At 68.1% G+C, this 5011-nt stretch carries 3 protein-coding genes and 2 pseudogenes; all 5 read left to right on the top strand.

Annotated elements, in window-relative coordinates:
• Positions 1 to 600: 600 nt before the first annotated feature.
• Positions 601 to 700: pseudogene (locus P5705_RS26515) on the top strand (transposase); the annotation flags it as partial.
• Positions 701 to 980: 280 nt separating this feature from the next.
• A complete protein-coding gene (locus tag P5705_RS25745; RefSeq protein WP_277463682.1) occupies positions 981 to 2531 on the top strand; it encodes a ShlB/FhaC/HecB family hemolysin secretion/activation protein in 1551 nt (516 codons plus the stop codon).
• A 31-nt stretch (positions 2532 to 2562) separates the two neighbouring features.
• Positions 2563 to 4368, top strand: coding sequence for a DUF2341 domain-containing protein (locus P5705_RS25740; protein WP_277463681.1), 1806 nt, complete (start codon positions 2563 to 2565; stop codon positions 4366 to 4368).
• 10 nt (positions 4369 to 4378) lie between these two features.
• Complete coding sequence (locus tag P5705_RS25735) at positions 4379 to 4804, top strand: ExbD/TolR family protein (protein WP_011534002.1); 426 nt, start codon at positions 4379 to 4381, stop codon at positions 4802 to 4804.
• A gap of 8 nt (positions 4805 to 4812) precedes the next feature.
• A pseudogene (locus tag P5705_RS25730) lies at positions 4813 to 5011 on the top strand (hypothetical protein); the annotation flags it as partial.

The following is a 5011-nucleotide window of genomic DNA, read 5'->3' as shown; positions in this document are numbered from 1 at the left end:
GCTCGCGCGGCGCATCGCGGATGAATCCGCTCCTACCTTTATTGCAACGTGCCGCACCTGTGAGGCCATGGTTGCCTTCACCGCGTGGCCCGAAACACAACCTGTAGGAGCGGATTCATCCGCGAGCGGCGCTCGATCTCATGGTCGCCACAACACTCCCGCCAAACACGCCCACTGATGAACCTTTCATGACAAAAGTTCGGTAGCAAAGCGCCATCTCCGTCAAAGCCATGGACACGGACGACGCGTCTGGCCCGCAGGCCGGGCGCACCGTAGAAGCGGGCGGGGAGTGGGGCGATGGGAACTATGGAACGCTACACCAAAGTAGGGATGCAGGAGCTCGACCAGCGCCTGGCGAAAATCGTCGAGGCGGCGCGCAAGCAGCCGGTCTCGGTGTACCGCTACGGCGCGCCGTGGGTCTGGATCGTGTCCCAGGAAGACTGGCAGGGCGCCCTGCGCGAGGTGGCCAGTTGCGTGCCGCCAGGGCATTCGCTGGCCCTGCTCAAGCCACGCATCGAGACGCTGCTGGGCGAGTACCAGGCGCCGCTGGCCCTGCTGGCCGAGCAGCAGGGCATGACCATCGCCCCGCACACGCTGATGCACGTGCTGCTGTTGCAACTGCTGTATTCGGTGCCCAGCGAGAAGCAGCTCTACGAACAGCTCAACTACAACCTGCTGTTCCGCTGGTTCGCCGGCCTGGAGCTGAAGTCGCGGGTATGGAACTTCACCCTGTTCAGCCACGACCTGGGGCTGCTGCTGGGCAGCGCCATGGCGGTGTCGCTGTTGCAGCGCATGGTCGATGAAGTGCTCGGCGCCAGCCTGCAGGCGGTGCCGGAATTCAGCCTCAACCTGGCCCTGCTGCACAGCTGGCTGGCCCGTCACCACGGGCCGGGCACGCCCGATCACAACCACTAGAAACCCAACGAATTCCTGGCGCTCAAGGGGGCGGTGTGGAGCACTTTTTCTTCAAACGATGCGGCATGGGCGCAGGGGCACTGCTGTGCCTGCTGGCCGCCACGGCGCTTGCCAACCAGCCTGAACGCCGGGTCGAGATCAACGAGTACGTGGTGCGCGGCAACACCGTGCTCGACGCCCAGGCCATCGAGGCGGCGGTGTACCCGTACCTCGGCCCGGACCGGACCCTGGCCGACCTCGAGGGCGCCCGCGAGGCGCTGCAGAAAAGCTACCAGGCCCGGGGCTACCAGTCGGTGTTCGTCGAGCTGCCGGAGCAGAAGGTCGAGGGCGGGGTGGTCTACCTGCAGGTCACCGAAACCAAGGTCGGCCGGGTGCGCGTGGTGGGGGCCAAGCACTATTCGCCGGTGGAGATCCGCGAGCAGGTGCCGGCGCTGGAGGAGGGCAAGGTGCCCGATTTCGCCCAGGTGCAGAACGAACTGGCCACCCTCAACCGAACGCCGGGGCGCCAGGTGCTGCCGTTGGTGCGCGAGGGGCAGCGCCCGGGCACCATGGACGTCGACCTGCAGGTCGAGGACAAGCAGCCCTGGAACCTGAGCCTGGGGTTGAACAACGACCACAGCGCCGACACCGAGCAGCTGCGCAGCGTCGTCAGCCTCGGTTACAACAACCTGTGGCAGGCCGGGCACAGCGTCTCGCTGACCTGGTTCACCGCCCCTGAGGACCGTGACAACGCCCAGGTCTGGTCCGGTTCCTACGCCGCGCCACTCAATGAACGCTGGACGCTGCAGTTCTCCGGCTACCATTCCGACAGCAACGTGGCCACCGTGGGCGGCACCAACGTACTGGGCAAGGGCCACTCCTACGGCGTATCCGCCATCTACAACCTGCCGGGCGTCGGCGCCTGGGCCAACGCGCTGTCGATCGGCATCGACTTCAAGGACTTCGACGAGAAGGTCGCCCTGGGCGGCAGCAACGACACGGTCCCGCTCAAGTACTCGCCCATCACCCTGGGCTACAACGGCTACCGCTTTACCGAGCACGACCAGTTGAGCCTGGGCCTGAGCCTGGTGGCCGGTACCCGTGGGCTGCTGGGGTACGACAGCGACGACCAGGCGTTCGACTACAAACGCTACCGCGCCAATTCGAGCTTCGCCGCGCTCAAGGGCGACGCCAGCTACACCTTCGACTTCGCCGGGCAATGGCAGAGCGCCTCGAAGCTGGCCTTCCAGCTGGCCTCCGGGCCACTGGTGTCGAACGAGCAGTTCGCCGCCGGCGGCGCCACCTCGGTGCGTGGCTACCTGGCCGCCGAGCGCACCGGCGACGACGGCGTGCTGCTGTCCCAGGAGCTGCGCACCCCCTCCCTGGGCCGCTATGTCGGCAGCTACATCAGCGACTGGCGCTTCTACCTGTTCGCCGAAGGCGCCCAGCTGCGCCTGCAGGACGCCCTGCCCGAGCAGGACGACAGCTACAGCCTGGCCAGTGTCGGCGTGGGTACCCGCGCCACGCTCAACGACTGGCTGTCCGGCAGCCTCGACTGGGCCGTGCCCCTGAAGGACGGCCCCAACACCGACAAGAATGACTCGCGCGTGCACTTCAGTGTGCAGGCGACCTTCTGAACCCCGACCGGCATCGCCCTGGAGAGCCCTCATGCAACGCCTGATATTGACCCTGCTGCTGTGCCTGGGCTTCGCCCTGCCAGGCAGCGCCAGCGCCTGGTGGCAGGACGACTGGCTGTACCGCAAGCAGATCGCCGTGGACACCACTCCACAAGGCGCCAGCCTGACCCAGGCGCTGGGCCGCACTGCGTTGCTGGTGCGCCTGCACACCGGCAACTTCACCTTCGATGGTGTCAGTGAGACCGGCGCGGACATCCGCTTCGTCGGCGCCGACGACAAGACCGTGCTCAACCACCATGTCGAGCAGTTCGACCCGCTGATGGGCATGGCCCTGGTCTGGGTCGACGTGCCGCGCATCGAGCCCGGCCAGCGCCAGGATATCTGGATGTACTACGGCAACGCCAAGGCCCAGGCCACCAACGGCCAGCCCAGTTTCGACGCCGACTACACCGCGCTGTACCACTTCGACGGCGCAGGCCCCCGCGATGCCAGCCCGTATGGCAATCAACTGCAAGGCCAGGCCGTGGCGGTCGACGGCGTGATCGGCCGGGCCATCCAGCTGGGTGGCCAGGCCCTGCAACTGCCGGCCAGTGCTTCACTGCAATTGCCTGCCGGCGCGGCCTTCACCTTCAGCACCTGGTTGCGCCAGGACCAGGCGGTGGGCGAACAGCTGCTGCTGGCCCGCCGCGAGGCGGGGCACAGCCTGTTGCTGGGCCTGGCCCAAGGCGTGGCCTTTGTCGAGGTGGATGGCCAGCGCGCCAGCGCCAACCAGGCGCTGACGGCCGGCCAGTGGCAACACCTGGCCCTGGTGGGCGAGGGCGGCAGCCTGAGCCTGCTGGTCGATGGCCAGCCGGTGGCCCGACTGGCCGTCAGCCTGGCCGCGTTCACTGGCGCGCTGGGCATCGGCGGCGACCTGCCGGCCAGCGAAGGCACGCCCGCCAGCGGCTTCGCCCCCTTCGTCGGCGCGCTGGATGAACTGCGCATCTCCCGCGTGGCCCGCAGCCAGGCCAGCCTGCAAGCGGATGTACTGGCCCAGGGCGCCGAGTCGCGCCTGGTGGCCTATGGCGTCGATGAGGAACAGTCGGGCTTCGGCTTCGGCAGCCTGGGCTTCCTGCTCAAGGCGGTGCCGGTCGATGCCTGGGTGATCATTGCCGTGCTGGTGCTGATGATGGTGCAGTCGTGGGTGATCATGCTGCGCAAGCAGCGCGCCCTGAGCCGGGTCACCACCGCCAATGCGCAGTTCCGCGAACACTTCGCCACGGTGGGCACGCGCCTTGAGCAGTTCGCCGACGACCAGGGCCTGCACCAACGCTTGCAGGGCTCGTCGCTGTGGCGCCTGTACCTGGTGGCGGTGCAGGAGCTTCGCACCCGCCGCGCCCAGGGCGCGGACACCACCTTGGTGTCCGCCGCCACCATCGAGGCGATCCGCTGCTCCATGGACGGTGTGCGCACCCGTGAGAACCAGGCCCTGTCGTCCAAGCTCTCGACCCTGTCCAACGCCATTGCCGGCGGGCCCTATATCGGGCTGCTGGGCACCGTGCTGGGGATCATGGTGGTGTTCCTCGGCACGGCCATGGCCGGCGACGTGAACATCAACGCCATCGCCCCGGGCATGGCCGCCGCGCTGCTGGCCACCGCCATGGGCCTGTTCGTCGCGATCCCCGCGCTGTTCGGCTACAACCGCCTGACCACGCGCAACCGCGAGGTCGGCGCCGACATGCGGGTGTTCATCGACGAGTTCATCACCCGCCTGGCCGAGCTGCATGGCGAAGGGCAGGCCGGCGAAGCGGCGCAGCGCCCCCAGGGCCGTGCCGTCAGCCCGTCGGTCCCGGCGTGAGGAGGCAGCCATGGCATCCGTGAACAACGCCCATGACGACGACGCCGACGCCGCGGTGGACAGCATCAACATCACCCCGCTGGTGGACGTGCTGATGGTGGTGCTGGTGATGTTCATCCTCACCGCCACCGCCCAGGTGTCGGGCATCCAGGTGCAGCTGCCCAAGGCCAGTGCCTCGGTGTCGCTGGCCCAGCCCAAGACCAAGGCGATCTCGATCAACGACGCCGGCCAGGTGTTTCTCGACGCCTACCCGGTGACCTTGCAGGAGCTGGAGGACCGCCTGCGCAGCGAAAAGGCGCGCAACCCGGACTTCCCGCTGATCGTGCGCGGTGACGCCGGCGTGCAGTACCAGAAGGTGGTCGAGGTGCTCGACCTGCTGCGCCGCCTCGAACTGGCCCAGGTCGGGCTGGTCACCGGCAAGCCGAACCAGGGGTGAGGGCAGGCATGGAACGTACAGCCAACCCCCGCCGGCTGCTGACCTGGGCCGTGCTCGCCGTGGCGGGCGCGGGCCTGGCCTGGCTGCTGTGGCAGTGGGCCAACGACATGGCCGGAGTGCGCCGCGAGGCGCCCAAGGTGCCGGCGATCATCCCGCTGCCTTCGCTGCCCGAGCAGTTGCTCAGCCTGGCGGTGCCTGCCCGAGGAG

Origin of the sequence: Pseudomonas entomophila, assembly GCF_029478665.1 — a bacterium.
Classification (GTDB): Bacteria; Pseudomonadota; Gammaproteobacteria; order Pseudomonadales; family Pseudomonadaceae; genus Aquipseudomonas; species Aquipseudomonas entomophila_F.
Note: the sequence above shows the minus strand (reverse complement) of the source record. Positions and strands in the feature narration are given on the sequence as shown.

Coding starts and splice junctions, on each gene's coding strand:
- P5705_RS25735 (WP_011534002.1), top strand. CDS start 4,379: ATGGCATCCGTGAACAACGCCCATGACGACGACGCCGACGCCGCGGTG.
- P5705_RS25740 (WP_277463681.1), top strand. CDS start 2,563: ATGCAACGCCTGATATTGACCCTGCTGCTGTGCCTGGGCTTCGCCCTG.
- P5705_RS25745 (WP_277463682.1), top strand. CDS start 981: ATGGGCGCAGGGGCACTGCTGTGCCTGCTGGCCGCCACGGCGCTTGCC.